Annotated in this window: 1 pseudogene; it reads left to right on the top strand. The window is 70.6% G+C overall.

Annotation, left to right across the window (positions count from 1 at the left end):
- Window positions 1–247 (top strand): annotated as a pseudogene (locus tag SB754_RS21550) (hypothetical protein); the annotation flags it as partial.
- Window positions 248–255 lie beyond the last annotated feature (8 nt).

Here is a 255-nt window from a genome sequence, read left to right as displayed (position 1 = left end):
CGTTCGGGTGTCGATCGCCGTCGGCGCCTCGGACGGCGAGGTCTTGTCCGTTCCGTATGCGGCCCTCACCGCCGGTCCGGGCGGCGAGACCCGCGTGGAAGTTGCTGAAGGCGATCCCCGTGACGGCGAAGCGGCAGCCACCCGGCTCGTCGTCGTCCGCAGCGGCCTGGCCACACCGGGCGCAGTGGAAGTGACGCCGGTTGAAGGGGAACTGGCCGAAGGCGACCTGGTGGTGGTGGGTAAGTGAACCACCCC

The organism is Leifsonia sp. SIMBA_070, from assembly GCF_046534635.1.
In the GTDB taxonomy this organism is placed as follows: Bacteria; Actinomycetota; Actinomycetes; order Actinomycetales; family Microbacteriaceae; genus Leifsonia.
Note: the sequence above shows the minus strand (reverse complement) of the source record. Positions and strands in the feature narration are given on the sequence as shown.